The 25,683-nt window shown below is 55.0% G+C and carries 28 protein-coding genes; 1 reads left to right on the top strand and 27 read right to left on the bottom strand.

Annotated elements, in window-relative coordinates; genetic code table 11:
* Positions 1–409: 409 nt before the first annotated feature.
* The 20 genes from AAC01S_RS11310 to AAC01S_RS11215 form a co-directional block, all read right to left on the bottom strand.
* Positions 410–595, bottom strand: coding sequence for a hypothetical protein (locus AAC01S_RS11310; RefSeq protein ID WP_067622158.1), 186 nt, complete (start codon positions 593–595; stop codon positions 410–412).
* 481 nt (positions 596–1,076) lie between these two features.
* Positions 1,077–1,556, bottom strand: a complete 480-nt coding sequence (rlmH, locus tag AAC01S_RS11305; RefSeq protein ID WP_067622155.1) for a 23S rRNA (pseudouridine(1915)-N(3))-methyltransferase RlmH — start codon at positions 1,554–1,556, stop codon at positions 1,077–1,079.
* A 55-nt stretch (positions 1,557–1,611) separates the two neighbouring features.
* Entirely contained in the window at positions 1,612–2,868 is a 1,257-nt protein-coding gene (locus AAC01S_RS11300; RefSeq protein ID WP_245630189.1) for a S1C family serine protease, read from the bottom strand.
* Positions 2,869–2,957: 89 nt separating this feature from the next.
* A complete protein-coding gene (locus AAC01S_RS11295) occupies positions 2,958–3,764 on the bottom strand; it encodes an MBL fold metallo-hydrolase (protein ID WP_067622152.1) in 807 nt (268 codons plus the stop codon).
* A 68-nt stretch (positions 3,765–3,832) separates the two neighbouring features.
* A complete protein-coding gene (yycI, locus tag AAC01S_RS11290; protein ID WP_067622149.1) occupies positions 3,833–4,675 on the bottom strand; it encodes a two-component system regulatory protein YycI in 843 nt (280 codons plus the stop codon).
* On the bottom strand, positions 4,672–6,042 hold the full coding sequence (gene yycH / locus AAC01S_RS11285) for a two-component system activity regulator YycH (RefSeq protein ID WP_067622146.1): 1,371 nt from the start codon (positions 6,040–6,042) through the stop codon (positions 4,672–4,674). The genes yycI and yycH overlap by 4 nt, the downstream gene beginning before the upstream one ends.
* Positions 6,039–7,802 (bottom strand): ATP-binding protein, encoded by a 1,764-nt coding sequence (locus AAC01S_RS11280; RefSeq protein WP_067622143.1) that lies wholly within the window; start codon positions 7,800–7,802, stop codon positions 6,039–6,041. The genes yycH and AAC01S_RS11280 overlap by 4 nt, the downstream gene beginning before the upstream one ends.
* A 1-nt stretch (position 7,803) precedes the next feature.
* Positions 7,804–8,496 carry a response regulator gene (locus tag AAC01S_RS11275; RefSeq protein ID WP_067622140.1) on the bottom strand — a complete coding sequence of 231 codons (693 nt, stop codon included), beginning with the start codon at positions 8,494–8,496 and terminating at the stop codon, positions 7,804–7,806.
* Between the two features lie 66 nt (positions 8,497–8,562).
* Positions 8,563–9,012, bottom strand: coding sequence for a hypothetical protein (locus AAC01S_RS11270; protein ID WP_067622137.1), 450 nt, complete (start codon positions 9,010–9,012; stop codon positions 8,563–8,565).
* A gap of 11 nt (positions 9,013–9,023) precedes the next feature.
* Positions 9,024–10,409, bottom strand: a complete 1,386-nt coding sequence (dnaB, locus tag AAC01S_RS11265) for a replicative DNA helicase (RefSeq protein ID WP_174520847.1) — start codon at positions 10,407–10,409, stop codon at positions 9,024–9,026.
* A 24-nt stretch (positions 10,410–10,433) separates the two neighbouring features.
* A complete protein-coding gene (gene rplI / locus AAC01S_RS11260; protein ID WP_067622134.1) occupies positions 10,434–10,877 on the bottom strand; it encodes a 50S ribosomal protein L9 in 444 nt (147 codons plus the stop codon).
* Positions 10,878–11,065: 188 nt separating this feature from the next.
* On the bottom strand, positions 11,066–11,371 hold the full coding sequence (locus tag AAC01S_RS11255; RefSeq protein ID WP_067622132.1) for a MazG-like family protein: 306 nt from the start codon (positions 11,369–11,371) through the stop codon (positions 11,066–11,068).
* Between the two features lie 144 nt (positions 11,372–11,515).
* A complete protein-coding gene (gene rpsR / locus AAC01S_RS11250) occupies positions 11,516–11,746 on the bottom strand; it encodes a 30S ribosomal protein S18 (RefSeq protein ID WP_067622129.1) in 231 nt (76 codons plus the stop codon).
* Between the two features lie 91 nt (positions 11,747–11,837).
* Positions 11,838–12,311, bottom strand: a complete 474-nt coding sequence (locus AAC01S_RS11245) for a single-stranded DNA-binding protein (protein ID WP_067622126.1) — start codon at positions 12,309–12,311, stop codon at positions 11,838–11,840.
* Positions 12,312–12,329: 18 nt separating this feature from the next.
* Positions 12,330–12,617 (bottom strand): 30S ribosomal protein S6, encoded by a 288-nt coding sequence (gene rpsF, locus AAC01S_RS11240; protein WP_067622123.1) that lies wholly within the window; start codon positions 12,615–12,617, stop codon positions 12,330–12,332.
* 127 nt (positions 12,618–12,744) lie between these two features.
* On the bottom strand, positions 12,745–13,845 hold the full coding sequence (ychF, locus tag AAC01S_RS11235; protein ID WP_067622120.1) for a redox-regulated ATPase YchF: 1,101 nt from the start codon (positions 13,843–13,845) through the stop codon (positions 12,745–12,747).
* A 416-nt stretch (positions 13,846–14,261) separates the two neighbouring features.
* Positions 14,262–16,241, bottom strand: a complete 1,980-nt coding sequence (locus tag AAC01S_RS11230) for a molybdopterin-dependent oxidoreductase (RefSeq protein ID WP_067622117.1) — start codon at positions 16,239–16,241, stop codon at positions 14,262–14,264.
* Positions 16,231–16,443 (bottom strand): DUF951 domain-containing protein, encoded by a 213-nt coding sequence (locus AAC01S_RS11225; protein ID WP_067622114.1) that lies wholly within the window; start codon positions 16,441–16,443, stop codon positions 16,231–16,233. The genes AAC01S_RS11230 and AAC01S_RS11225 overlap by 11 nt, the downstream gene beginning before the upstream one ends.
* Positions 16,427–17,317: a mechanosensitive ion channel family protein gene (locus AAC01S_RS11220; RefSeq protein ID WP_067622111.1), complete on the bottom strand. Its 891-nt coding sequence runs from the start codon at positions 17,315–17,317 to the stop codon at positions 16,427–16,429. The genes AAC01S_RS11225 and AAC01S_RS11220 overlap by 17 nt, the downstream gene beginning before the upstream one ends.
* A 44-nt stretch (positions 17,318–17,361) precedes the next feature.
* A complete protein-coding gene (locus tag AAC01S_RS11215; protein WP_067622108.1) occupies positions 17,362–17,949 on the bottom strand; it encodes a hypothetical protein in 588 nt (195 codons plus the stop codon).
* Positions 17,950–18,043: 94 nt separating this feature from the next.
* Here AAC01S_RS11215 and yyaC point away from each other — a divergent pair, with 94 nt between their 5' ends.
* Positions 18,044–18,655, top strand: coding sequence for a spore protease YyaC (yyaC, locus tag AAC01S_RS11210; protein ID WP_245630188.1), 612 nt, complete (start codon positions 18,044–18,046; stop codon positions 18,653–18,655).
* Positions 18,656–18,726: 71 nt separating this feature from the next.
* On the opposite strand, the gene AAC01S_RS11205 is transcribed toward yyaC, so the two are convergent.
* The 7 genes from AAC01S_RS11205 to mnmG all read right to left on the bottom strand — a co-directional run bounded on the left by AAC01S_RS11205 (position 18,727) and on the right by mnmG (position 25,675).
* On the bottom strand, positions 18,727–19,251 hold the full coding sequence (locus AAC01S_RS11205) for a DUF4446 family protein (RefSeq protein WP_067622161.1): 525 nt from the start codon (positions 19,249–19,251) through the stop codon (positions 18,727–18,729).
* 176 nt (positions 19,252–19,427) lie between these two features.
* Complete coding sequence (locus tag AAC01S_RS11200; protein ID WP_067622106.1) at positions 19,428–20,144, bottom strand: DUF554 domain-containing protein; 717 nt, start codon at positions 20,142–20,144, stop codon at positions 19,428–19,430.
* A gap of 68 nt (positions 20,145–20,212) precedes the next feature.
* The gene (locus AAC01S_RS11195; RefSeq protein ID WP_067622103.1) at positions 20,213–21,064 is read right to left on the bottom strand and encodes a ParB/RepB/Spo0J family partition protein; all 852 of its coding nucleotides are present in this window, start codon (positions 21,062–21,064) and stop codon (positions 20,213–20,215) included.
* Positions 21,057–21,824 carry a ParA family protein gene (locus AAC01S_RS11190; RefSeq protein WP_067622100.1) on the bottom strand — a complete coding sequence of 256 codons (768 nt, stop codon included), beginning with the start codon at positions 21,822–21,824 and terminating at the stop codon, positions 21,057–21,059. The genes AAC01S_RS11195 and AAC01S_RS11190 overlap by 8 nt, the downstream gene beginning before the upstream one ends.
* A 253-nt stretch (positions 21,825–22,077) precedes the next feature.
* Positions 22,078–22,920, bottom strand: a complete 843-nt coding sequence (noc, locus tag AAC01S_RS11185) for a nucleoid occlusion protein (protein WP_067622097.1) — start codon at positions 22,918–22,920, stop codon at positions 22,078–22,080.
* A gap of 156 nt (positions 22,921–23,076) precedes the next feature.
* Complete coding sequence (rsmG, locus tag AAC01S_RS11180) at positions 23,077–23,796, bottom strand: 16S rRNA (guanine(527)-N(7))-methyltransferase RsmG (RefSeq protein WP_067622094.1); 720 nt, start codon at positions 23,794–23,796, stop codon at positions 23,077–23,079.
* Positions 23,789–25,675: a tRNA uridine-5-carboxymethylaminomethyl(34) synthesis enzyme MnmG gene (gene mnmG, locus AAC01S_RS11175; RefSeq protein ID WP_067622083.1), complete on the bottom strand. Its 1,887-nt coding sequence runs from the start codon at positions 25,673–25,675 to the stop codon at positions 23,789–23,791. Before mnmG ends, rsmG begins: the two co-directional genes overlap by 8 nt.
* Positions 25,676–25,683 lie beyond the last annotated feature (8 nt).

Raw genomic sequence — 25,683 nt, 5'->3', positions numbered from 1 at the left:
AGATAAGAAATTTTTATTTTTCAACATTGTTGTATTGAATTTCATTGAATGCTCTCCCCTTTGTCTCTTTTCAACGCAAAAAAGCACCTGACCAGTGATCAGGTGCTTTGTATTCCGATTTTAAACACGCCTTAATTAGGCGTAGCTAGTCAGAACGCTGTGCGATCCCCTGATCTTTGTATGCAATTGAATACCCAAAAAAGGGCAAACTTCCCCCTTGGATAACAGCCGCATCAAAAATCGAAGGTACTTGCACAGAAACCCTCCTGACATTGCGTATTCCATGCAATTGTATTCGTTGTTTTATTCAGATATCCTGTCCGTGCTCCAAATTTCGTGTTCCCGTACTGAACTAAACTGCCCGTTAACTGAAAAAGAAGTCGATTCCTTGTATCGCATTTAGACCCGACTAAGGAGTCCAAAAGAACGTAACGACATCGATAATCTTCGCTGTCACTTTAAGAACCCCACCAGCAAATCTTCCAAACCAAGATACGTTCTTTTTTCCCTTTGTTTTATTTACCACTACTTCAGCCAATCCAATAAAAAATACTCCTATCAGGACAAGTACCAACCACAACAACCACATCTTCATTTATATATCCGTCCTCTTGAGCATGCCCGTTAACCGAATAACATCAACACATGGAAAATGCATATTCATTCACGACTTCCACACACCCAACGTCTACGTTTCAACATCTAAACGATGGTGCATCCTGAGGTTCTTCCTTGATTATACAGTATTTTTAGTTCCAATAATGCCCGACCAACAACCATTCATCGTTGCAGCTATATACTCAACAAATTAAATGGGTTTGCCGCCGTTACTCGCTACCGAGCACCAAATTTCAGTAGTTATTGAGGTATAACCTCATCTGGGAACAAACTACGCAACAATGAAAGCTCAGGCAAATTCGTCGCCTGAGCCTCAAAACAAGGTATATGTAGCATAATATCAGGAACTTCTGACGAGCGACACACAGCACTCCACATGACTGGAGTACGTGGCTAAGCACCCTTGTGCATGGTTAACATCATCGCATCCACCCGCAATTCAAACTTCTGCTTTACCACTACTTGTGATACGGTTCCCCCCGCAGTATCTTTACGCCGCGGTACAGTTGCTCCAGCAATACAACGCGGGCCAGCTGGTGGGGCAGCGTGATCGGGCCGAAGCTCCAGCGCAGGCGAGCTTTGGCGCGAATGTCGGGATGGATGCCGTTCGATCCGCCGATGACGAATACCAAGCGGCCGAATCCTTCGCTCTGCAGACCGGCGAACGTGTCACTCCAGGCTTCCGAAGACAGGGTTTTGCCGCCGATGTCGAGCAGGATGATGCCGTCGCGCGGGCGGATGAGTTTCTCGATCTTGTCGCCCTCGCGCCTCAACACTTGCATCCGATCGGCGTCGGACATGGTCTCGGGTGCTGGTTCGTCGGCGACTTCGTGGATGGTCAGATCCACATACGCCGAAAGGCGCTTCTCATATTCACGAAGCGCCTCCGTCCAATATCGTTCTTTGACGCGTCCAACAGCAATCACAGCGACTTGCATAATTCCCCCGCATTCCTCGCTGGCGCATCGACCTGCCTGCCGCGCCGGACGAGCATCAAGGCAAATCCGCTTGGTCCGTGGTGCGTTCTGTGTCCATGGCGCCAATCTGAACTTTCAGCGTGATGGGTCGATCTCCGCGGTATACCTTCAGTTGCGCGGTTTCGCCCGGCTTCGTTTCGAATATCTGCGTGCGCAAGTCGGCAATGGTGCGAATGGGCGTGCCATTGATGGCCACGATCACGTCGTTCGGCCGCAACCCTGCCGCTCTGGTCTTCAGCGAGGTCACCCGTTTGACCCAAACGCCGTAGTCGACTGGTACGTCCGGCCACATCTGCTGCGGTAGGGACGCCAGCGAATAGGCTTCGATCCCGATGGCCGGGTGCACCGCATGTCCAGTCTGCATCAATTGGCGAGCGACCACCTTGACTTCGTTGGAAGGGATGGCGAATCCCATGCCTTCGAAGTTTTGGGCAACGATTTTACTGCTGTTGATGCCGATCACGTCGCCGTTGATGTTGACCAGCGGCCCCCCGCTGTTGCCGGGGTTGATGGCGGCGTCCGTCTGGATCACCGTCTGATAGTCGAGAGTCTGTTGCGTGGCTTCATCCTGCACAGGCATCACGCGCGATTTTGCACTCACAATACCACTCGTAACCGTGTCCGCAAAGTCTAGGCCCAGCGGTGTGCCAATCGCGATGGCGGGTTCTCCCGCTTCGATGGCGTCGGAGTTGGCGAAGGTGACGGGATCGACCCCTTTGAATACGTCCGCAGGCACTTTGATCACCGCCAGATCCGTGTATGGGTCTGTTCCGACCACTTGCGCGTTGAAGTGTTTGCCTGAGTCGCGAACGATGTCCACTTTCGCCGCGCCTTCGACGACGTGGTTGTTGGTCACGAGATACGCTGTCTTATTGTCCTTGTAGAACATCACGCCCGTGCCAATGCCTGTGGCCTCCAGTTTCGATTCCTGCGAAAAGAAGTTCGAGACGAGTTGATAGTTCTCAACGCCTACCACGTCGGGTTCAACTCGGTGAACCGCGCGCGTCACATCGCTCGACACTTGAACGACTGGCAAAGCGTCCATCGCCTGATCCGCGTGATGCGGCGGCACGACAGCGCTGGCCTCACGACCGTTTGCGGCGGCGTGCACACCCCAGGCGGCCACCGACGAACCAAACAATGCGGAAATCGCGACAGTTGCCAGCCAGCGTACAGGCTGTCCGCCTGATTTGCGATTGAATCCGTCAGGCTGTCGATTGACGGCGCGCGGTGCACGCGCGAAATCCCGTGTCCATTTGCGATACAAGCTCACGTTGACGCCCCCCTGCCTCGTTTCCAAAACGTACGGAAAAGCGATGGATAAGAATGGTCAGGGATTATTTTGGGCGTTGTTGGAACTGATCATACTCGCGCTCTAGACATTTCAAAAATTGGCGAGGCGGCTTTGCGGCTCGTCTTGTGGAGCGCTGTCGTCTCCTTCGTGACTGGCCGGGCGTCGCGCAAAATCTGTTCGACGGTCAAAATGGCGAGATCTGGATGATTGTTGTCCTCACTGAGATGGGCAAGGTGCACGTCGATGGGCTTGTCCGGCAAGATGTCAATCAAGGCATAGGCGGCGTCGATGTTCGAAAGGTGCCCCTTGTCCCCAAGGATTCGCCGCTTCAAGTGCCACGGGTACCGCCCTGCTCGCAGCATATCCACGTCGTGATTGCTCTCAAACACGTACGCGTCGCAGTCCTGGAGGAGCGTTTTTTGGTGATCGTTGACGTATCCCAAATCCGTCACCACCGCAAGACTGCCGTCCGGCGAGTCGAAGCGGTATGCGACCGGCTGTTCCGCGTCATGGGAGACCGCAAACGGTGTGACGCAAATGTCTCCTATGTAAAATGGTTGATCTTCCCGAACGATTGCGCAGCGGCTGAGATCGTCCGGTCGCGCTTTATCCGGCAACGCCGCTTGCGTGCCTTCGGTCATATAAATCGGTCCGTCCGTGTGCTTGGCGACCTGGACCAGACCTTTGATGTGATCGTCGTGTTCATGCGTGATGAGAACGGCAGTGAGGTCTGCAAGGTCGCGTTCACAGTTCTCCACCAAGCGAGAGCGCAATTGTTTGCCGCTGATGCCTGCATCGAGCAGAATCCGCGTTTCTCCGTGCTCGATGTATACCGCGTTGCCGTTGCTGCCGCTTGCCAAAATGCAATATCGCAACCTTGGGCCCTCCTTGTTGAAAGACGAAACGGCCAGCGTCAACCGAGAGCTGGTTTGCGCGTTTGGGTTCAGAACCCCGTCGCCATCTCGACCTCTCCTGTAAAGGCGTTGACGAAATAGGTGCCTTGACTCGTCACGATTCGCCATACAGGGAACCAATAGTTCTTCGACGGCGACGTGTTGTTTTCCTCGGTGACTTGGACTTTTCTGGCGTAGCCAAGATCCACCTTGACCACTTCGTTGTGCGACGATGAGTCAGTTCTGTCGACGCCGTTCGCCAGGCTGTCGAGGGCGTCGAGAGCGCTGATCACGGGCTTGGGAGAGCTGGTGTTGACGACGTGATCGATGTACGTTTCGGTGTAGGCTTGCAACTGGCCAGATATCGCCGTCGCCACAATCTGCGCGTCAAATACCGGGTAGTTGTCCGCCCTCTTGTAATACACCAGGCGGCCGTCGCCGGATGTCGCTTGATCCAACACATAGTCATTGCCGTGATAGGCGTAGGACAGCGGCGTCCGGGCGGCGGTTAACTTTTCTGGGATAGAGTAGGTCACTTCCCAACTGCCGACACCTGTCACCGTCAACGAGCCTTCGTTCGTGGAGACGCCGACGTCGTCTTCGGTTGTGACCTTGCCCGTCGCATTGGGAAATGCGATCGACGCTAGGACAGAGAATTTCGGCGTCGCCATAGTCGCTTCAAACGTCGGCAAGGCCGGCTGCCCAGACGGAACTTGCGTATCCAGGGAAAGGCCGTGGTTCGCGAGCAAAGTCTTTGTGTTCGCCAACAAATCAGCCGGGGACTCGGTGTAACCGGTGGCAACCTCGTGGGATTCGTAGAGTTGCCAGCCAAGGACGAGATCGAGAATGACAAACAACGCAATCAACCACGATTTCGCAACTTCCCAGTTCATGTGGCCTGCCCCCCCGGTAAGACCTCGCCTGTCACCGCGTCGATAACCCAAATGTTTCCTGATGTGCTGGAGATGTAGTAGGCCGGCTCCAACTCAACGTGGTTTGCTTGAACGACACTTCGCTTGGCCGCCGAAGAGGAAGGCGGACTCGTATATCTCGATCTCGATCCTGGTAGCAGCGGCACGTATCCAAGTTCCACGTGAAACGAATCGAGTGGAGTCGACGGTGCGATCCGCTTGAGAATGGATCCTAACCGCTTGGCGTCGAGAATCGGCACGGTCTTCTTGCGCGCGAGAGTCCCAAGCGTCCACAGCGGTCTATCGAACTGCAGCACCCGGCCGGTGTCGATGCTCATGCTGTAGTTGGCGCCGTTATTCAGGATGGGATAGCCGTCGACGTACTGTGTGAATACAATGCTCGGCGCGTTTGGATCCACGGTGAGCGCGGAATACGAATCAAAACCAATCAAGTCCGTTGGTCCTCCGCCGTGAGCGTGCAAAAAATTGATGGCCGTCACATAGTCGTTTGTGTGAATGCCCTCTTGACTCGCGTTGGGATCCTCATAGTCCAAAGTGCTGTTCTGGCTGTCGACTTGGACAGCCCGGCTGCCGTCTGTCCACAGATTGGTATGGCTCGTTTCAGCAATTCTCGTAATGGCTTGTGGATTGACAAAAAACGTATGGATGAGCGGCAGTAAATCCGGGGACTGCGTCGTGTACACGAGGCGTTGCATAGAGCCATGCTCCGGGACAAGGCTGATGGACTGGAAGTCGTTCCAAGCCGTTGCTGGCTGTTTCTCAACTTCGGCAGATACCGTCTGCATCATCTGTTCCGCGGTCAATCCCGTGGAGGCCGACAGAATGCTGTCCGTACCCGCATCGTTCTCGCCCACGTAGGCGATGTGGCATAGTGCTTCTCCCCGCTCCGCGTACAGGACGATGGTTCGGCATTGCCATCCGGTCAATGCCTGCGTCAGATTTTTCATCCACTTATTTCCCAACCCGTCGTTGATTTCGATGCCAAAATTGAATGTCGCGGAGGCGATCACGTCGCTCGGCAGCGAGCCGATGACCTTGGGATGAGAAGCCTGGGCGCTCAGTAGTATCGATGTCCATGTTTGATATTCGCTCGAATTCGGTTGAACGTCTGCGTATTCGTTGTCGCGTTGAACGGTAATCTGATAAGGGGAAATCGTGTCGTTGAGCACAGGTGTCGTCGAGATCGGCAAGGAGGTACCTTGCACGAAGCCAATTTCCGTGCCCTTCTCCAAATTGCCTGACCACAGGAAGTAGCTTAGCACCATGCTGGAGCCAACCAATAGCACCAGCAGGATCGTCTTCGAGATACGGTAGATTGACTTGATCACACGGAATCACCTCCATCCGCCCGGCGAAACGTCACACGGACCGTCGTACCCACGTCGGGTTCACTGGAGATGTAGATGAAGCCGCCCATGCGCTCCGCCATCTCGCGCGCGAGAGCGAGGCCGAGGCCGGTTCCGCCCAGACGGCGCGATCTCGCCTTGTCCACGCGATAGAAACGCTCAAATACACGCGGCAAATCACTTTCCGGAATGCCGATACCGGAATCCACCACTTCAAACGATACGGTGGTCGGATACACGAAGGTCGTGACTCGAACACTTCCGCCCGGAGCCGTGTATTTGAACGCGTTGGAGATCAGGTTGTCGAGAATTCGATTCACCATATCGAAATTCCCGTAGATAGTCGCGGTTTCTCGAGGATGTTCCACGTGGAACTCCAAGTGCAATCCGTTTGCTTGAACCGCAAACCGCTGCCGCACCCGATCCAGCAAATCCACGACAGCAATGGGCTGCTGGACATTCGGAGTCGCGCCTCGATCCAGATCCGACAGTTGCAGGAGATCCTGCGTCAACCTGACCATTCGATCCGTCTCTTCCTCAATGACCTTCAGGAACTGGTTCCTCGTCTCCACTTCATCTTCATCGAGGTCATGGAGCACTTCGAGGTGTGACTTCACCGTTGTCAACGGCGTTCGGAGTTCGTGCGACACATTGGTGACGAAATCCCGTCTTGCTTGATTCAGCTTCTCCTGCTCAGTGACGTCGCGGACAACAGCGACAAATCCCTCGACCTGTCCGTTTCGGTAAATGCCGGTCACAATCACGTGATAGATTGTATCACCTACGACTCGGACGGATCTCGCTTCGGATTCGAGCGCATCGTTCGCCAAGCGATCAAGACCCAGGAGTTCGACCGGATCGACGTCCGGATCTTCCGTCGCGTGGAAGATGTTGCGCGCTGCGCGATTCATGAATAGCACGTTACAATTGGCATCCAGGACGATGAGGCCTTCCCCGATGGATGTGATGATGGTCCGCAGCCGATCCTGTTCCATACGGTTGGCCGCCAATGCCTCGGCCAATTCGTCGGCCAGGTGGTTGATGGCTTCTCCGAGCGCGGAGAATTCGTCGTTGCCGGTGACCAGCAGCCGGGTCGAAAAGTCCCCTTCCGCCATGACTCTGGCCTGCCGGGTGACATCCAGCACAGGGCGGGTCAGAGCGCGCGCGACGATGATGCCCAGCACGATCGTCAAGATGAGCACACCTATCGATCCGGTGTAAAAAATCGTGGTCGCTTGCCGGATGGTATCGTAGGTCGACTGGATCGACAACACATATTCCAAAATGCCGATAAATTTGCCACGGGGCTCAATCGGAACTGCGATTGCGAGAAGATGGCTCTTTGAGAGCGGATCGAAGCGGATGGACTGAGCTGACGTATGATGCAAAAGCGCCTGTGTGGCGACGGAATCGATGCGTTTCTGCCCAATCAACGCGCCGCCGGCGGTGGTGTAGGTCACGTCCCCGTCCTGGTTCAGGACGTACACAGTCGCGTCGAGAAACTGTGGCACCGACTGCAAAAGCGCGGTGATCGAAGTGTCGACGCCCTTGGCGTTGCTGTCGAGCTGGGGAGCGACGAGCGTCGCCATCAACTGCGCCTGGCTCTTCGCGGCAGAAGACTGATTGTGGATCAAGGTGCTCGTCAACGCGCGGACAAAGTAAGCCCCTATAAGCTCGACGGCGAACAGGATCAGCAGCGTGTAGACGAGGACCAATTTGAACCGCAGGCTTCTCCACAACATGTCACTTATTCCTCGCGTAGTAGCCGACGCCTCGGCGAGTCAGAACGTAGCGCGGCTGGCTCGGATCTTCCTCGAGCTTCTCGCGCAGCCGCCGAATCGTCACATCAACGGCTCGGGCGTCGCCTTCGTAGTCGATTCCCCAGATTTGATCGACCAGTTGTTCACGCGTAAACACCTGGCCCGGTCGGCCGGCAAGCAGCGCGAGCACTTGAAACTCGCGATGCGTCAGCATCACCGGATCGCCCGATTTGGTGACCCGGTAGCCCTTCATGTCGATCACGAGATCCTGGAGGACATAACTCGAATTGTCACGTTCGTCAGGGACTTCTTCCGTCACCCGGCGCAGATTGGCTTTCACGCGGGCCAACAATTCCCGCGTGCTGAAGGGCTTGGTGACGTAGTCGTCTGCCCCAAGTTCCAATCCGAGTACCTTGTCGACCTCGTCGTCGCGCGCGGTCAACATGATGATGGGAACGCCGGAGATGGAACGAATGGCGCGCAACACGTCAAAGCCGTCCATTCCTGGCAGCATGACGTCGAGCAGGACGAGATCGACCGCAAGCCCGTGCCACATTTCGAGCGCTTGCGTGCCCTCGTAGGCGCAGGAAACTCGGTAGCCCGCGCGCTCGAGCGAGAAGCGAAGGATATTCGCGATGGGCTCTTCGTCTTCGACAACGAGTATGTGATGCTGCACGCGAATACCTCCTTTCGGACTTGCGAATGCCTCCCCCCACGCCCCATTCGAGCAAAACGGTGCACATCATGAGGCCCTGATCCAGACGAAGTGGGGGTGACTCAAAATGCTTGCGTATCTCCCCATGTGATAGATGAGATACTGATACGGATTGGCAACCCACTGCCAATTGTCGATCCCGTCGTAATTGCCGATGTCAAACACTGGCGGGCCGAACCACCACGGCTTGACTGCGACATATGCCTGAACATGTGGCGGCAATCCAACCGCCGCAAAGCTCGGGATATCGTATACGAATGCGAAGCGGGCCCAGAAGACGATACAGAGACCAATCACTGCGAACCCAAGTACACGCAGCCAAAATTGGATGCTGCGCAGGGATTTCATGACTTGCAATCTGCGCAGCCGTGCCCGACGGCGGCGATTGCGGCGCCTCCTCCGCTCTTCCAGGATAGCCCGCCGCTCTTTGCGAGTGAGTGTGGGAAGCTGCGAACCGTCGTTCGGAGGAGTCGTCAAGTCGTCTGTCCTCATGCGCTCGAATGTGCCCTTTCGAGATTGACGAACTTGTTGTAGTTCTTCAAGAACACCAACTCTATCTTGCCTGTCGGGCCATTTCGTTGCTTGGCTATGATAATTTCGATGATGTTCTGCTTGTCCGTTTCCGGATCGTAATAATCGTCCCGATACAAGAATGCCACGATATCCGCGTCTTGCTCGATAGAACCGGATTCGCGAATATCGGACAACATCGGGCGCTTGTCCTGGCGCTGCTCGACGGATCGGCTCAACTGCGCGAGAGCGACAATCGGAACCTCCAGTTCACGGGCCAACTGCTTCAACGAGCGCGAAATCTCGGAGATTTCCTGCTGGCGATTCTCGCCTGAGGATCTCCGGCCGTGAATCAACTGCAAGTAGTCGATCACGACGAATCCAAGTCCATGCTCCATTTTCAACCGCCGAAGCTTACTCCTCATCTCAGGGACCGTAATGCCCGGCGAATCGTCGATGTATATCGGAGAATTGCTCAATGTGCTGACGCCCATCGACAACTTCGGCCAGTCCTCGTCTTCCAGCGTACCGTTGCGGAGCTTGTGGCCGTCTATATAGGCTTCGGCGCACAGCATGCGCTGAACCAGTTGATCCTTGGACATTTCGAGCGAGAAGATCGCGACTGGCAGCCCGCTGCGCACCGCCACATTCTGTGCGACGTTGAGTGCGAACGCGGTCTTGCCCACGGAAGGCCTGGCGGCCACGATGATCAGGTCCGACTTCTGAAAGCCGCTCGTCATGCGATCCAATTCGCTGTATCCCGTCGGCACGCCTGTGATATTGCCGTCGCTCGCGTAGAGCTGTTCAATTCGTTCAAAAGTCGACTCCAGGACGTCCGAGATGTGCGTGAAATCTCGCGTCTTCTGGTATTGGCTCAACTCGAGAATGACTTTTTCGGCATCTGCGAGGACATCCGTCGCGGACGCTTCACCACTGTAACCAGCTTCCGCGATTTGCGACGCGGCCGCGATGATCCGGCGAAGCAACGCCTTTTCCCGCACGATCTGCGCGTACTGCACGACGTGCAGCGCGGTTGGCATCGCGGCGGCCAAGTCTGCAAGATACTCCGCCCCGCCGACGGACTCCAACGCATCGTCAAGGGTTCGAAGCGCCGCTGCCACAGTGATGATATCCACCGGTTGGCCCGCCTCGTACACCTCGCGCATGGCGCGATAGATCGACTGATGGGCGGATCGATAAAAATCCTCCGCCTCAAGGATCTCCAACGCCTCTGCGACCGCGTCTTCGGAAATCAGCATCGCGCCGAGCACAGCCTGCTCCGCTTCAATCTGCTGCGGCGGCAAGCGAAACGAAGTATCGCCGACGCTTGCCTGCCAAATGGCTCCTTCGCCTGCCATTGCCATCGCCTTTCTTCACTTCAGTAGGGCTTACTCCGCCTCTACATACACCAAAATGCTGACATGTACCTCGGGATGCAACTTCACAGTGACACGGTGTCCACCCAAAGCTTTGATGGGATCGGACAGCACGATTTTTCGTTTGTCGACGTCGATGCCCTGTTGCTTCATCGCATCGGCGATATGTTTGGTCGTGATGGCGCCAAACAGGCGTCCGCCCTCTCCAGCCTGCGTTTTCACGACAATCTTTTTGTCTTCCAGGACCTTGGCGAGCGCTTTCGCGTCAGCCAGTTCCTGAGCACGATGCCGTTCTTCTTTGTCGTGCTTTTGCTGTAGAGTTTTTAGCGCCGACGCTGTCGCCTCTTCGGCCAGATGGCGGGGAAACAGGAAATTCCGAGCGTATCCTTCGCTGACATCCTTGACTTCGCCCTGCTTCCCTTGTCCTTTGACGTCTTGCAACAAGATGACTTTCATCGACACAACCCCCTCTGTAATCGGTGCAAAGTGAACACGATTCGTGTCTATTCCTACTGTAAATGGTAGTCTCCTGACGCCGGCGGCGCAAATGCAAAACTGACCAATACCTTGAATGGCGCGGCGGCCTCGATCCTGCTGAAGTTGCGTCGCTTCGCAGACACTCTCGTCCCCATCCGCAGGTCCAGTTAGACTCGGGTCTTCAAATGCCGTACGACCTCATCGATGTCCCGTGCTCTGGGGTTCTCTTCGCCCAGCACTTCGCGAAAGGCAGTGATCACTTCGTGATCAATCCGATGCGCAGGTATACCCAATTGAACACCAAGCAAATACGCGAAGCCAACGACACCTGCCAAGGCCTCGGTCAGCATCGCCTGATTGCCGGACTGGATGCCTCGCAGGACTTCAACGGCCTGTTGGAGCAGTTCGATCCGGTCATGCTCAATCGCCTGAAGCCGCTGCGTTAAATTTGCCTCTGTTTCGATGCCGGCCACCACGTTTCCCCCCTCGAAAATTCGCAGGGTGACTGTCCGTAGAAACTTCCACACGACCTGGATGAAGTCCTGCTCCTTCTAACGAACAAAGGTCGTCCCGCGCAGGATTCTGCGGCGAGACGACCTCGTACATTCCGTTCGAAATCACTCAGTTGTATACGGCATCAAGGCAATTTGACGTGCACGCTTGATGGCGACAGTTACCTGGCGTTGATGGCGAGCACAATTGCCGGAAATACGTCTCGGAAGGATTTTGCCACGCTCCGTCAGAAACTTGTTCAAACGGCCGATATCCTTATAATCTGCATAATCGATCTTATCGACGCAGAATTGGCAAACCTTACGACGCTTTCCGCCACGACCTTTACGCGGCATCTAAATCACTCCTCGTCGTTTTGCCGAGAGACATGTCCAAGCGACGCAAGCCGATGGGCCTGCCGTTCAGAACATCACTCGGTGTACAAAATCAGAAAGGCAAGTCATCTTCCGAAATATCGATGGTTTGGCTGTCGTCAGCAAATGGGTCGTCTTCGTACAAGGGTGCTGAAGGCCGTTCTGGGCGCGGACGAGACTGTGGTGGTGTTTGCCCACCAAAACCGGCCGTCTGTTGACCAGCATCTGGACCACGATCCAAGAACCTCACGGTTTCGGCGACCACTTCGGCAACGCGGACCTTTTGTCCCTCGCGATTGTCATACGTCCGAATCTGCAACCGGCCATCCACTGCAGCCAAACGGCCCTTTTGCAGATACTGCGAGACAATTTCCGCCTGCTTTTGCCACACGACGACATTGATAAAATCGGTCTGTCGTTCACCCGACTGTCCGGTTCTCATCCTGTCAACGGCCAGCGTAAATGACGCAACCGCCGTACCGGTGTTCGTATAGCGCAGTTCCGGATCTGCGGTCAATCGCCCAATCAAAATTACCCGGTTCAGCAATAGTTTCCCCTCCGCGAATTACTCACCCACGCGGACTGTCAAATAACGAACGACATTTTCGTCGATGCGCATGACACGTTCGAGCTCTTTGGACACATCTGTGCCCGCCGTGTATTGAATCAACACGTAATAGCCCTCACGGTTGCCTTCGATCTCGTACGCCAAACGACGTTTGCCAATCTCTTGCAGTTCGTCGATTTGACCGCCTTGGTCAGAGATGAGCGTTTGGTATTTTTGAACCAACTCGGCAGTTTGTTCTGCTTCGAGCGCTGGGTTCAGAATATACATCGTTTCGTACTGACGCATACCGTGACACCTCCTTCTGGTCTTCGGCCCCATCATGGAGCAAGGATGTTGGCGACATGAAGCATGCGCCGATTGTCTATGCTAACACGAATAGACATATTCCTCAAGTCCCGCCGGCCATACCACGTTAGACGTTGAATCGGAAATGCATCACGTCGCCGTCTGCCACGACATAGTCTTTGCCTTCCAAGCGGAGTTTGCCCTGGTCTCGAGCGGCTTGAAAGCTCCCAGCAGCTATCAAGTCCTCGTAGGCGACAACCTCGGCCCGAATGAAACCTCGTTCAAAATCCGTATGAATCACGCCGGCCGCCTGCGGGGCCTTCGTGCCTTCGCGGATAGTCCACGCCCGCACTTCGGGTTCCCCGGCTGTAAAGTAGGTTCGCAGCCCGAGCAATTGATAGGCGCTGCGAATCAGCTTGTCCAATCCAGCTTCCGCAAGGCCGAGATCGTTCAGGAATGCTGCTCGATCATCGCCTTCGAGTTCCGCGATCTCGGACTCAAGCTGGGCGCTCACGACAACGACCTGCGCCCCTTCCTCGGCAGCCCGGCGTTCCACCGCCGCGACGTGAACGTTCGACGAAGCATCGGCCGCCTCATCCTCGCCGACGTTTGCCACGTAGAGAATCGGTTTTGTCGTGAGCAAATGAAGGTCTTTCAGAACCTGGGCTTCGTCATCCGACAGTTCGACGGAGCGCCCCGGCTTGCCCTCCTCCATCGCTTGCACATACCGCTCCAACGCTTCAGCCTCGACCTTGAACCGCTTATCGCCGCTCTTCATATTTTTCTTCGCGCGATCCAAGCGCTTTTGCACGGTTTCCAAGTCAGCCAAAATCAGTTCGATATCGATGGTTTCAATATCGCGAATGGGATCGACCGAGCCAGCCACGTGCGTGATTTCGCCGCTTTCGAAACAGCGGACGACGTGCACAATCGCGTCCACTTCCCGGATATGGCCGAGGAATCGGTTTCCCAAGCCTTCACCTTGACTCGCGCCTTTCACGAGACCCGCGATGTCGACAAACTCAAACGCGGTTGGCACAATTCGCTTTGGGTGCACAATCTCTGCAAGTTTTGTCAGACGAATATCAGGCACTTCCACCACGCCGACGTTCGGATCGATGGTGCAAAACGGATAGTTTGCGGCCTCTGCCCCAGCCTTTGTAATTGCGTTAAACAAGGTCGACTTTCCAACATTGGGCAAGCCGACGATTCCAGCCTGTAATGGCATGTTGACACCTCACCGTGTTCCCTGCAGGATTAAGTATAGATGGATATGCTCGTCGCTGACAACGAAGCTTAGGAGATCTCGGCAGCCCTTTGTAGAAGCGCCGCAGAAAAATTCGATTTTGCTCAAAAACCATGGCATACGCCAGGATAGATAGTCTCCACATAGGAATACTAATCCAGTGAGGAGGTGATGGGCATGCTGCGACGACTCTTGCGTCGATTGAGGATGCGAAAGCTTTCTCCGAAAGCATTAGCCATCGAATCCAGTCACCCTGGCGCTTCACCAAGGACAAGACGTCATGATTATGCTTCATAATCGCCTCGCTCGCGACGTGCGTTCCATCGACGTCAAATCAGTGCCTGCCGCAATCGAACAGGGTTCCCTCGGGACCCTGTTTTTTCGTCATCCCGCGTTCGTCATCCCGTGATGGATTCAATGTTGCAACGACACTCATACTGCGCGGATTGACTGCCGAAATCGGCTTTCGACGCGGTCGTAAAGTCGTTCGTCGTCATTCCCTGCCCGTACCACCCCGCTTCAAGGCGGAGCGTACCCGCATGACCGCCTGGGCGAATCACGATCCGGGCGACGACAGAAGCTCTGTCGTTGAATACCCTTGCCAGCGCGCCTTCGGCAAGTCCTTTCTGCTCCGCGATCGACTGCGGCACTTCAACCGTCGGCGTATCGAGATTTCTCTCGGTATCTCGCTGCGAATTTTGCATCTTTCTTGGATGCGTCGTCAAGAGCGCGTACGGATACTCGACGTGTGATTCCACGTCAGCACCTTCTGGCAAACAGCGCGCGACCGGGGAATGTCCGTCTCGCTTCGCCCATTCCGATGAGAATTCGAATTTCCCGCTCGGCGTCAGAAAGACCCGGCGCGCCCACGGGACATCTTCGATAGGCAGTCGGATGAACCCAGTCTCGCGAAGTTCGTCAATCGCTGCCTTACCGAATGGAGCAAGCGCAGCGTCGAGCCACTCGTCCACCGTTCCCGCCATGATCTCCGCGCGCCCGATCTCGCCGGCGAGATCGCGAAAGATCTGCCAATCCGGCTTCGCCTCGCCCTTCGGCGGCACGACGGGCCGGATATAGCTGACGTACGGGTGCCACATCGTCGTGTAGGTGACGTCCTCTTCCTCCAACACGTTGGTGCACGGAAGCACATAGTCCGCCAATTCCGCGGTCTTGGTTAGGAACGTGTCGATCACGACCTTGCACCCGATCGACGCGAACGCCTTACGGAATGTCTGAGAGTCCGGCACTTGGACGGCTGGGTTGGTCCTCGTGACAAACGCGATCCGAATCGGCGGATCGGCAGCAAGTATTTCGGCGGCCTGCGTCGTCCGTTCAAAGGTCCTCACGTCGGCCGACTTCCGTCCCATGATGGACTCCTCATCGAAGAATCTGCCAACCTGGCGCTGCGCGTAGTTGACGCCGCCGCCTGGAACACCAATCTGTCCCGTTGCCGCGGCCAACGCATCGATTGCCCGAACCGTGTTGCCGCCTCGGCTGTATCGCTGCATACCCAGCCCAAGAAGCGTCGCGACGGGACCTTGGTTCCCATACAGATCGGCCAGCCAGTGAATGTCGTCTGGCGAAACGTCGGTCAGGCTTGCGACGAGATCGACCGAGTAGGCGTCCAGCTCTTGGCTCAACTCATCCCAGCCAACCGAGAACTGATCAATAAACGCTTTGTCGATCCAGCCGTGATCGCGACAAATACGCAGGATCCCCAATGCCAAAATCCCGTCCGATCCAGGGCGCGGATAGATGCACCGATCCGCCCGGCGACCCAGATCCTGTTCGAGCGTGCTGATCACCACAAGTTTCGCGCCGCGCTGCTGCGCTTGCTTGATGTACGGCATCATGTGCACATTGGTATTGGCGACGTTTCTCCCCCAGACGACCACCGCGTTCGCCGAATTCGCCATATCGTCCGGCGAATGGCTGTCAGCCCGGCCGAAGTCGTACGTTTGCGCCTCGAGTCCGGCATCCCAACAGAGGCTGCCAACGGTCTCCGTACAGCCACCAAGGCCATAAAAGAAGCGCTGGTTGAGATTCTTCAATACCCCGCCGGATCCCCAGTCAAAAATGTGGAGAACGCCGTGATTTCCAACGGAATCCAGGGTCTTTTGCAACGCTTGTCCGATCTCGGCGATGGCTTGTTCCCACGAGATCTGCACGAAGCGGTCCCCTATCCGCTTGAGCGGGTGAAGAATCCGTTGCGGACTGTCTCTCCGTACAGCCAACTGCCTTCCCCGGTTGCAAAGCGTTCCCTTCGTGATGGGATGGTCCGGATTCCCTTCCATGGTTATGTGGCCGCGCTCGTCTACGGAGACCAGCACGCTGCACCCATCGTAACAGTCGATTGGACACGCGGTTTTAACTTTCATCGGCCGCCGCCCCCTGTCTCGGAATGATCACCTTGCGGATCAGCCTGTCGAAGCGGGCGCGCGGGATGAGGACGCTGTGCCCGCACTTTTTGCACTTGATTCGAATGTCCATGCCCAAGCGAATGATTTCCCATAGGTTCTCCCCGCATGCGTGCGGCTTTTTCATTCGCACGACATCATGGAGTTCATACGGCACTGGCATCCGGTTCGCCTCCCTTGTCCTCCGACGTCGGCTGCTTCAGCCACACCGTCGTTTGCGGGTACGGTATTTCGATGCCAGCTTCGTCGAATGCCAGCTTAATCCGCTCTTGCGCTTCACGCTGAATACCCGCGCTCGAGTTGGGTGCGCAGATCGCCGTCGCCCGAAGGTCGACGCTCGATGCGGACAACGCGGTCACGCCAGAAACCGTGACATCGCCAACCATAGTGTCGGGATGTTCCTCCTTCATCTCGCGGAGCACTCGTTCCATGATGCTTTTTGCCTTCGCGATATCGGATGAGTATGCGATCCCGACATCGATCACGGCCGTGGAATTCGTCCTCGAGTAGTTCGTCACCGTGGTGATTTGGCCGTTTGGGACAATCTCGAGTTCGCCTGTCCACGCCTGTATCCGAGTCAAGCGGACCCCCACAGACACGACGGTGCCCGTAAATCCGTTGATCTGCACCACGTCGCCGACAGCGTACTGATCCTCGAACAAGATGAGCAGACCCGTGAGGAAATCCTTGATCACACTTTGTGCGCCAAGGCCCACGGCGACACCGACAATGCCTGCCCCAGCCAACAGCGCCGCGACGTTGACACCTAAGGTTGTCAGAATCTCAATCACAAGAATGAAGTAGACGGTATAGCGAATGACGTTCGCGAACAGAGACGTCATCGTAGCCTTTCGCCGATCGTCCATCCGAACATGCTGGATATTGAACACACGTTCCATAATTCGAATCGCGACACGAATCACCAGCCGCGCAAGAATATAGAACACCAAGATTTTGATGAGATCCCAGGCTATGACCCCAAGGCTAGGCAAATCAGCGAGTGCGTGCGTCTTCATATCGTTCCAGATTTGTGACACGTGTTTCGCCTCCTTGTGTAGCATCATGTCCATGATACCACAGCCTAGAGACCCTTCAGGACAGCCAGTGCCTTGTCCAACGCGAGGAAGAGAACGGAATGCGCGGTCGACGCCGCGATCGGCTGGAGGGGACGAATCCACGCGAAGGTGGCCAGCAGCCACAACGTACTGACTGCGACACCCGTGCCTGCCACCAGCCCTGCTGCGTTGGCCCATACCGCGTCGAAGCGAACCAGTTCGGAGGATCGTTCGTCGGACAACGCTTCCACCACCGAGTCGACTGCAACAAACAGCATAAAGATGGCCCAAGCCATAAACACGGTGAACATCCCTTGCAGCACGTGCAGAGAAATCCATTTCGTGTCGTCCAAGGCGTTCGCCGCTGTTGGCAGGGCGGGAACGATGCGCTCTTCCAAGCCCACCGCGTGGGTATGAAAGACAATCTCGCTCCTCAGCCATTCAAACGCGTTCCCGGAATCGACGAAGGTCCGCAGAAACCAAGGGGTGATGTGCGTCGCCGCGTACAGCGCGGTGAACATGCCTGCCACGTAGAGCATCGCCCGTTCCGTCCGTTTTCGTTTCACCCACAGCCAGACCCAACAGATTTCCGCCAGGATCAATACGTCAACCAATGTTGTCTCCCCTATTTCCCTTGGTTATTGGACAGGTATAGTTGATGCTACGCCAACGTATACTGGGAATATTCCGTCCAAGGGGGATATCCCGTTGAAGAATGGGCACGTCAATTCAACTATCACACCAGCGGGAGAGGTCATCGGACGTGTGGCCTTCGACGAAATCGGTGCGGTCGAGAAGCTGGAATATTGTCTCGATCAAGGTCTTTCAGGTGCAAGCGGATCCAATGTATTGATAGTGTGCGTCGGAACGGATCGTTCAACTGGCGACGCGTTTGGCCCAATTATCGGTTCAAGACTTTCGCGGCTGACGAAATTGCCCGGCGTTGACATATTGGGCACTTTGGACGAGCCTGTGCACGCTGTGAACCTCGCCGAGACGCTGGAGACCATCCAGCACAGTTACACAGATAGGCCTTTCATCGTCGCGATCGACGCTTGTTTGGGCAAGTTCGATCACGTCGGTCACATCACGCTGGAGCGCGGTCCCTTACGACCAGGCGCAGGCGTGAAGAAGGTCCTGCCCGAATTTGGCGATCTATCGCTGACGGGCATCGTCAACGTCAGTGGATTCATGGAGTACTTCGTGTTGCAGAACACGCGGCTCGGAATTGTGATGAGGATGTCGGATGTGGTGGTTCAAGCCTTGTGGGGTAGTTTGCACAAACACCAAATTGCTCGGACCATGAAATTGGGGATGTAACGCCGCTCTATTGCGCCGTTGCATCCCCATGAAGAAGCGTCTACGGCGATTTCGTCTCAGGGAAGACGTACTCAGGAAGAAGCGTATGCGGTCGATCGCCGCGCCTGTCCCATGGATTCCGCAATGACCGACTGTTCTTCCTCGGTTAGAAGGTACGAAGAGTCGCCAGCTGTGACGGGTTTACCATATGTAACCGAATCTTCTCGCCCGTAAATCGATGTCAAGACGACGCCATCGCCTTCGCCGTCCACCAACGCCACTGAGAAGCTCAAGTCGCTGCCCACTTCGGAGAAGGCGTTGTAACGTTGGATTGCCGGTGTCGAGACCTTCTTGCGCAGTGTCTCCTCCATGATTGACATTTGCGCACGGGCCTCGTCCAATTCCCGTTCAAGCCGAGTTACGGCGTCGGCCGTTGCGGAAAACACTTGTTCAAGGTCAGCCGATGAGCTGATGTTCTTCCATGCGTTCAACCGCCGTTTTAAGCGATTTGCCTTTGCGATGGCGATAACAGCAAGAATGAAACAAATGATTGCAAGGACCCCTGCCGCGAGTGCGATATCCAATGCGTATGGCTGAATGGAACTTAAATTCGGCATTCCCCGTTCTTCCTTTCCAAACATGCTCTCCCATTGCGATCATCGATTCCGCCTTAGTATAGCGCGAATCACGTTGAGAACTTCAGCCAATTATTAGACGTCGTCTGAAACTTGCCACACGGACGTTCGTCGTCTGGCACTCCATATGATGCATGTTTCCAGTACAAACCGCCTTGTCAATGCATATGAAACAGACTTTGAAGGTGCGGAAGCAACGCCTTCAGCGCAGGTGCCAACGGGATTGCCGGAAGCAGATTCGGCGCGACAATCTTCGAGATGTTCGCGACGTTCAAACCGATCGCCACAATCAATATTCCACCCGTGGCTGTGAGAATGTCAATCAACGAAGGCGCATCCAAAACATTTCCCGCCAAATGCGAAATGAAGGCGATTAGGCCTTGATACAAAAAGACTGGAATCGCTGAGAGGCCAACGCCGATTCCAAGTGTCGATGAAAATACGATGGCTGAAAAGCCGTCGAGAATCGATTTTGCGAGTAAAGTCTTATGCTGATCCTCAATCCCGTCTTGAATCGCTCCCACAATGGCCATCGACCCGATACAGAAGAGCAACGTCGCGGAAATGAACCCTTCCGCGATAGGACCCTCGTACACTCTTGAGAACTTACGCTCGACGACGTGAGCAAATTTGGAGAGAGCTCCGTCGATGTTGAGCAGTTCGCCAATCACGGCGCCAAGTACGATAGCAACGATAACCGTAAGAATATCGGCGGTATCCGCAAGAGCCATACTCAAACCGATGATGATGACACACAACGCGAGACCCTTCGTGACGGTGTCCTTCATTCTGTCCGGTATTGTCGGAAGCAAGAGACCAATGACCGTTCCCAAGACGATGGCGAGGGCGTCTACAATCGTACCAAGTAAGAACATGAAGTCACCACACCACCCAACCCGACACCAACAAACCAATCATCGGAGAGGCTTCCCTGCCTCCCCGCTTATTTATGTGAAAGCATCAAGTCCATGATTCGCTTCAAGTCATCATTCGAAAAATATTCGATCTCGATTTTTCCACGTTTCTTTCCGTGCTGAATCCGGACAGATGTTCCTAGGTACTGTTGCACCTGCTCTTGATACCGTCGATATTCGAGCGGAATGGGATTGGACGTCTTGGTTTCACGTGAAACCTTTTTCTTCGGTTCGTAAATAACCTGTTCCAATTTCCGAACGCTCCAACCCTCGTCAACGGTTCGTTTCGCCAACTCAACTTGTGTATCTTCATCTGCTACAGATAACAGAGCACGGGCGTGCCCCATAGACAATGTTCCACGTGAAACCATGTCGCGAATCAGTGTCGGCAGCTGCAACAGGCGGAGTGTATTCGTAATATGGCTGCGGCTCTGACCAACCCGTTTCGCAAGCTCATCCTGAGTCAAATTGCACTTCTCAATCAAGTTCGCATAGGCGTCAGCGACCTCAATTGGATTCAAGTCTTCTCGCTGCAGGTTCTCAATCAAAGCCACTTCCATAAGCAACACATCGCTGAAATCGCGAATCACTGCCGGAACGACTTGAAGACCAGCCAATTTCGCGGCCCGAAACCGACGCTCACCAGCGACGATATCGAATCCTTTAATTTCACTCTTGCGAACAATCAGTGGCTGAATAATACCATGTTCTCGAATCGAGTTTGAAAGTTCCTGAAGTTTCTCTTCATTGAACACCCGTCGAGGTTGATACGGGTTTGGGCGAAGATCACGAATATCGACAGATGCGACGACATCCTCATCCGAAACCGACAACTGCGGTATCAACGCATCCAATCCACGACCCAAGCCCCGTTTAGTCATGCCCAATCACTTCCTTTGCCAAATCCATGTACGACTCGGCGCCACGCGACTTTGGATCGTAGTGAATGACGGGACGGCCGTGACTTGGGGCCTCGCTCAGCCGAACATTTCGAGGAATGATGGTATTGTACACCTTGTCTCGGAAAAACTTCTTCACGTCCTCAATCACTTGCAAACCGAGATTCGTTCGAGCGTCCAGCATGGTCAGCACGACCCCTTCCACTTCCAAGGAGGTATTCAAGTGCTTTTGAACCAGACGAACCGTATTCAGCAGTTGGCTCAATCCTTCCAACGCGTAATATTCGCATTGAATCGGAATCAGCACCGAATCCGCCGCGGTCAACGCGTTGACCGTCAGCAAGCCAAGTGACGGGGGACAGTCAATCACGATATAGTCATACTGTGACCGCATCGTTTGAATAGCTCTCCGAAGACGCACTTCCCTCGATATGGTCGGGACCAACTCGATTTCCGCTCCAGCGAGTTGAATCGTCGCGGGCAACAATGATAGATTTTCCAACCCTGACGGCATTATGGCATCCGCCATCGCAACGTCATTGATGATGACGTCGTAAACACAATACTTCACGTCCGCCTTGTTGATCCCGACGCCGGAAGTCGTATTTCCTTGGGGATCGATATCAATGAGCAGAACGCGTTGATTGAGCGTCGCAAGACAAGCGCCAAGGTTGACTGCAGTCGTCGTTTTCCCTACGCCACCTTTTTGGTTAGCAATGGCGATTACACGGGCGTTGGACACGCACAGCCCTCCTTCGATGGATACACGACTCAATTTGCTGGCTATAGCAGGCTTCTACTATTCTACTGCAAAACCGGGTCCAAGTGTGAAAAAGGTTCGATACAAGATCTGTGAGAGGAAATAGGACGCGCGAACCAGACGCGCGTCGTTGAACAAACAAAAAAAGTAAAAAACGGAGAAATAACAATCGATGTCCGGGGAATATCCTATTTCAATATCGGACCATACCCACTGTGGTGGGTTCAGATGTTCTCTATCGCGCCTTAGGAACCTTGATAGTAAATTGATAGAATGATTCCTCGTCAGATTCCTCATAGACGACGTCGAGGCCCGTTTCCTGAATCATTTCCAGAGATTGACGAATGGTATTGACTGCAAGCCGCACGTCTCGGGACAAACCTTTTCGGCGAGGCTTCGCTTGACGCTTATCGCCAGATTCAAGCGCCCCGAGTTTCGCTTTCACCCGTTCCTCCATCTGCTTCACGTTCCAGCCTTTTTCAATGCACTCGTTCAAGAGGGCAACTTGCATATCTTCAGCTGGCAGAGCAAGGAGGGCTCTGGCATGACGCTCGGTAATATCCTTCCGCAGCAACGCGTTTTGAACGGGTTCCGGAAGATGCAACAATCGCAGTTTGTTTGCAATCGTCGATTGGCCCTTGCCCAATCGTTGAGCCAAGCTCTCCTGCGTCAACCCATGCAGTTCCAACAACTGTTGGTAGGCGACCGCCTCTTCGATCGGCGTCAATCCTTCACGCTGCAGGTTCTCAATCAGCGCAGCGGACGCGGTCTGGGCGTCGTTCATATCCCGGATAATTGCCGGAATCGTTTCCCACCCCAGATGGCGGACGGCACGCAATCGTCTCTCACCGGCAATCAACTCGTACCCTCGATCCTTTTTCCTTACCACAATCGGCTGAATCACGCCGTGGGTGTGGATCGTCTTGGCCAATTCTTCAATTGCCTCTTGATTGAAGATCGTCCGCGGTTGATATGGATTGGACACAATCTCTTGCACTGGGATTTCAACGACCTGCGTATGTGTATGCGAACTTGTGGAATCGCGCAGATTCATAAATCGTCCCCAGGATTCCCTCATCGTTGACCCCTCAATTCCGTAGTTAGAGCCTCTATCGACATGTTGTCGAATTCACCACAAGGGCTTCTGAATCCTTCACACCGACAAACCTTCCCACCATATTACATAAAAGGAACGCCCGCGACATCCTTCGACACGCCTGCACTTCCACTTCGCCTACAGAGGCTGTCGCTGTACGACGCCAGCTTTTCGCGGAAAACGATTCGGTACCAGAGACTCTTGTCGAAAGACAACGAGTGACCGTTCGCCCATGCCTTCTGGAAGTGCGTAGTGAAAGAAAGGCGTTGCCAACCTAGCGTGCAGAACCTTCGCCGCCCGCACCGCGTCGGCTTCTTCGTCCTCCGCCAGTGAAGGCCCTTTGTAACAGATGCCAAGTCCCTCAACCCGCAAAAATGGGGCCATATACTCCATGAGCACATTCATTCGGGCGACCGCCCTCGATACAGCCACGTCAAAAGAAGCGCGAAATCCGTCCTGGCGGGCTAAATCTTCTGATCTCGCATGAATACACTTCACGTTTTCCAAACCAAGCTCGTCACAGACGGTTTGCAAGAACCGAATCCGCTTACCCAACGCGTCGCACAGCACGAAGTCGCGATTCGGATACGCAATGGCAAGCGGAATCCCCGGAAAACCGGCCCCAGTACCCACATCGATCACGCGCAACGGCCGATCCGACGAAGCCGTCCACGCTGGTAGGTTTGCGACAGCGAGCGAATCGAAAAAATGTTTCACGTACACTTCGCGCAATTCTACAATGGCCGTCAGATTCATCCGCTCGTTCCATTCAACCAAGAGGGAATGGAACCGGGCGAGCTTGGCCTCTTGCTTGCCGTCCAAAGCAATCGGCCACCGCAACGAATCACGATTATCCATGCATCGCTGTTCCCTTCTGCGATTCGAGGTACACCAGCAAAATCGAAACGTCGGCCGGCGTCACCCCGGACACGCGAGACGCTTGCCCAACCGTTCGAGGACGAATTTTCGCCAACTTTTCCTTCGCTTCCGTGGCAAGTCCGCGGATCTTGCCGTAGTCGATCCAATCCGGCAACAACCGATTCTCCAAACGCTTCTGCCGCTCGATCACCTGTTGCTGCTTCTGAATGTACCCAGCGTATTTTGTCTGGATCTCCACCTGTTCCACGACTTCCGGGTCCAGTTCCACGCCGCCGGTTGGATCGAGCGCGGCTACCTGTTCGTAGGACAGTTCCGGGCGACGCAGCAATTGTTCCAGGGTCACGCCGTCATCCACAGGATTCGATCCATACGAGACCAGCACCGGATTCGCTTCCGATGGCTTGACGCGCGTCATGCCCAGCCGCTTCAACTCTTGTTCAATCATTTCCCGTTTGCGAGCCATCCGATCATACACCTTGTCCGGTAATAATCCAATTTCCCGGCCAATATCCATGAGTCGCAGATCGGCGTTGTCGTGTCGGAGCAACAAGCGATACTCCGCTCGCGACGTCAAGAGGCGATACGGCTCGTTCGTGCCCTTCGTGACGAGATCGTCAATCATCACGGCAATGTACGCGTCCGATCTCGCCAACACAACCGGCTCCATGCCTTGAACCTTCCGCGCCGCATTGATGCCAGCCATAATCCCCTGCCCCGCGGCCTCTTCGTAACCAGACGTTCCGTTGATTTGGCCCGCCGTGAACAGCCCTGGTACGCGCTTTGTTTCGAGCGACGGCCACAACTGAGTCGGCACGATGGCGTCGTACTCAATCGCGTATCCCGGGCGAAGCATCTCCGCGTTCTCCAAGCCAGGGATCGTGTGCAGCAACTGCAATTGCACATCTTCCGGCAAGCTGGTCGACAGACCCTGGACGTACCATTCTGACGTGTTCGGACCTTCGGGTTCAAGGAAAATCTGATGATTTGGCCGATCCCGGAAGCGCACGACCTTGTCTTCGATGGAAGGGCAATAGCGCGGACCCGTGCCTTTGATCTCGCCCGAGTACATCGGCGCCCGATCCAGGTTCTCCAAGATGATCGAATGCCCAACTTCGGTGGTGCTCGTGAGCCAGCAGGGCACCTGGTCTCTCGGCTTGATGTCGGGATCGAACGAAAAATGCTTTGGAACCGGATCTCCTGGTTGCGCAATCAACTTGCTGAAGTCGATGGAGTTCTTGTTGATGCGCGGCGGCGTGCCCGTCTTGAACCGCACCAGCTGAAATCCCAACTCCAGCAGCGAATCGGAAAGTTTGATGGCGGGCATTTGACCGTTCGGCCCGCTCTCGTACGAGACGTCGCCGATGAAAATCCGTCCTCGCAAATACGTTCCTGTCGTCAACACGACCGCCTTCGCGTGAAACTCTTGGCCGCTCTTCGTGACGACGCCGCTGACAGCGCCGCCGGAGGTCAAGATTTCTTCCACCATCGCCTGCTTCAAGTCCAGATTGGGCGTGGACTCCAAAGTCCACTTCATGTTCAACGCGTAAAACGCCTTATCAGCCTGCGCGCGCAAAGCCTGTACGGCAGGCCCCTTGCCGGTATTCAGCATTCGCATCTGAATATACGTCATGTCCGTGTTCCGCGCCATCTGGCCGCCAAGCGCGTCGATCTCGCGAACGACAATCCCCTTCGCCGGCCCGCCAATCGATGGATTGCAAGGCATGTAAGCGATGGTGTCCAGATTGATGGTCAACAACAGCGTTTTGCAACCCATTCTCGCGGCTGCCAATGCGGCCTCACAGCCGGCATGACCCGCGCCAATCACAATGACGTCGTAATCCCCTGCAAAAAACCTCATGTTTTCAC

Origin of the sequence: Alicyclobacillus acidiphilus NBRC 100859 (assembly GCF_001544355.1) — a bacterium.
GTDB lineage: Bacteria > Bacillota > Bacilli > Alicyclobacillales > Alicyclobacillaceae > Alicyclobacillus > Alicyclobacillus acidiphilus.
Note: the sequence above shows the minus strand (reverse complement) of the source record. Positions and strands in the feature narration are given on the sequence as shown.

Excerpts from the sequence above, each read along its gene's own strand:
- AAC01S_RS11205 (WP_067622161.1), bottom strand. The coding sequence starts at position 19,251 with ATGCCGAATTTAAGTTCCATTCAGCCATACGCATTGGATATCGCACTC.
- rsmG (WP_067622094.1), bottom strand. The coding sequence starts at position 23,796 with ATGGATAATCGTGATTCGTTGCGGTGGCCGATTGCTTTGGACGGCAAG.
- rlmH (WP_067622155.1), bottom strand. The coding sequence starts at position 1,556 with ATGCAAGTCGCTGTGATTGCTGTTGGACGCGTCAAAGAACGATATTGG.
- rpsR (WP_067622129.1), bottom strand. The coding sequence starts at position 11,746 with ATGCCGCGTAAAGGTCGTGGCGGAAAGCGTCGTAAGGTTTGCCAATTC.
- AAC01S_RS11195 (WP_067622103.1), bottom strand. The coding sequence starts at position 21,064 with ATGACTAAACGGGGCTTGGGTCGTGGATTGGATGCGTTGATACCGCAG.
- mnmG (WP_067622083.1), bottom strand. The coding sequence starts at position 25,675 with ATGAGGTTTTTTGCAGGGGATTACGACGTCATTGTGATTGGCGCGGGT.
- AAC01S_RS11225 (WP_067622114.1), bottom strand. The coding sequence starts at position 16,443 with ATGCCAGTGCCGTATGAACTCCATGATGTCGTGCGAATGAAAAAGCCG.
- AAC01S_RS11230 (WP_067622117.1), bottom strand. The coding sequence starts at position 16,241 with ATGAAAGTTAAAACCGCGTGTCCAATCGACTGTTACGATGGGTGCAGC.
- AAC01S_RS11310 (WP_067622158.1), bottom strand. The coding sequence starts at position 595 with ATGAAGATGTGGTTGTTGTGGTTGGTACTTGTCCTGATAGGAGTATTT.
- dnaB (WP_174520847.1), bottom strand. The coding sequence starts at position 10,409 with ATGGCAATGGCAGGCGAAGGAGCCATTTGGCAGGCAAGCGTCGGCGAT.
- rplI (WP_067622134.1), bottom strand. The coding sequence starts at position 10,877 with ATGAAAGTCATCTTGTTGCAAGACGTCAAAGGACAAGGGAAGCAGGGC.
- yycI (WP_067622149.1), bottom strand. The coding sequence starts at position 4,675 with ATGAACTGGGAAGTTGCGAAATCGTGGTTGATTGCGTTGTTTGTCATT.
- AAC01S_RS11200 (WP_067622106.1), bottom strand. The coding sequence starts at position 20,144 with ATGTTCTTACTTGGTACGATTGTAGACGCCCTCGCCATCGTCTTGGGA.
- AAC01S_RS11280 (WP_067622143.1), bottom strand. The coding sequence starts at position 7,802 with ATGTTGTGGAGAAGCCTGCGGTTCAAATTGGTCCTCGTCTACACGCTG.
- noc (WP_067622097.1), bottom strand. The coding sequence starts at position 22,920 with ATGAGGGAATCCTGGGGACGATTTATGAATCTGCGCGATTCCACAAGT.
- ychF (WP_067622120.1), bottom strand. The coding sequence starts at position 13,845 with ATGCCATTACAGGCTGGAATCGTCGGCTTGCCCAATGTTGGAAAGTCG.
- rpsF (WP_067622123.1), bottom strand. The coding sequence starts at position 12,617 with ATGCGTCAGTACGAAACGATGTATATTCTGAACCCAGCGCTCGAAGCA.